At 68.2% G+C, this 1,398-nt stretch carries 2 protein-coding genes; one reads left to right on the top strand and one right to left on the bottom strand.

Annotation, left to right across the window (positions count from 1 at the left end):
- On the bottom strand, positions 1–869 hold an 869-nt coding region (locus B2J89_RS07395; protein ID WP_169168504.1), incomplete at its 3' end, for a pseudouridine synthase.
- Positions 870–1,099: 230 nt separating this feature from the next.
- Between B2J89_RS07395 and B2J89_RS07390 the strand changes: the two genes are divergently transcribed.
- On the top strand, positions 1,100–1,398 hold a 299-nt coding region (locus tag B2J89_RS07390; protein WP_169168503.1), incomplete at its 3' end, for an AsmA family protein.

Here is a 1,398-nt window from a genome sequence, read left to right as displayed (position 1 = left end):
GCCTGGCCCGTGAGCGGGTCGGTGAATTCCAGTGTTTTCGCCAACAGCTGCAGCGGGCGCGAAAAATCGCCTGCCGGAGGATCGTTGACCACGGGATAGAACGCATCGTGGCGCAGCGGCAAGCCCAGCGCCGCCATGTGCACCCGCAGCTGGTGGCGCTTGCCCGTCACAGGCGAGAGCCGGTAGCGGGCCCACGCGCCCGCCACCTCCAGCACCTGCATGCGTGTCAGGGTATTGGGCTCGCCGCGGACCTCCTGCATGCGAAAAAATTCGGCCCCCTCTTGCATGCAGCTGCGGTGCTCGCGCGGAAAATCGACATCGCCACGCCAAGGCGCTACCGCTTCGTAGTGCTTGGTCATCAAACGGTCGCGAAACAGGCTGTGGTAGGTGCCGCGCGTGCTGCGCTGCACCGAGAACAGCACCAGCCCGGCGGTGTCGCGGTCAATGCGATGCAGGGGCACCAGCGCGGGCAAACCCAGGCGCTGCTTGAGCCGCACCAGCAGCGTCTGGTGCAGGTAGGGGCCGGACGGGGTGACCGGCATGAAATGCGGTTTGTCGGCCACCAGCAGGTGATCGTCCTGGTAGACGATGGTTTCGTCAAACGGCAGCGGCGGCTCGGCAGGCAGGCTGCGGTAGTAGTACAGGCGCAGGCCGGGCTCGAAAGCCCGCTCGGGCGTCACCTGGGTGCCACGCTCGTCCACCACCTCGGCCGCGGCCATGCGCAGGCGCCACTGTTCGCGCCCGACGCGCGGCAAACGTTCGTCCAAAAAATCCAGCATGTTGCCGTGCCCGGTCGGCGGCAGGGCCACACAGCTGGCGGAGACGCCATCGCGCATGGGCAAAACAAAGGGGTGGCTCGGGTTGTGCATTGACCTTGATTCTAGAAGCCCGGCCTTTCCGGGCGCAGACGGCTGGAGGTTCGCTGCTGCGGTAGCACCCGTGCTGCGCCAGGCATCGATACCCGCCCCGTGCCAGCGCGTTGTGCATGTTGTAGGACAAGCGCGCCAATGCGGCCCGGCCGCCGCAGCAGGCCTTCTGCCGCCGTGCGTCACGGGCTAGCATGGCCGCCATCAGCTTTTGTGCCCTCCTCTCCCTGCCCATGCCCCACGCCACCCCGACACCTGCTCCGCCCCCGAGCGCCCCTGCTGCTTCCGCGCGGCCGCCCCACCGTGCCCTCCGCTGGGTGCTGGGCACCGTGGCTGCCGTGCTGGTGCTCCTGGCCGTGGTGCTGGTCGTGCTGTCGCAATGGGACTGGAACCGTGCGCGCCCCTGGATCAACGCCAAAGTCAGCGACACCACCGGCCGCCACTTTGCCATCGAAGGCGACCTGACGGCCCAGTGGCAGTGGCCCCAGCCGCTCGAGCCCGGGTGGCAGCGCTGGATACCGGGCGTGACCGT

This window comes from Acidovorax sp. SRB_24, assembly GCF_012931925.1.
Note: the sequence above shows the minus strand (reverse complement) of the source record. Positions and strands in the feature narration are given on the sequence as shown.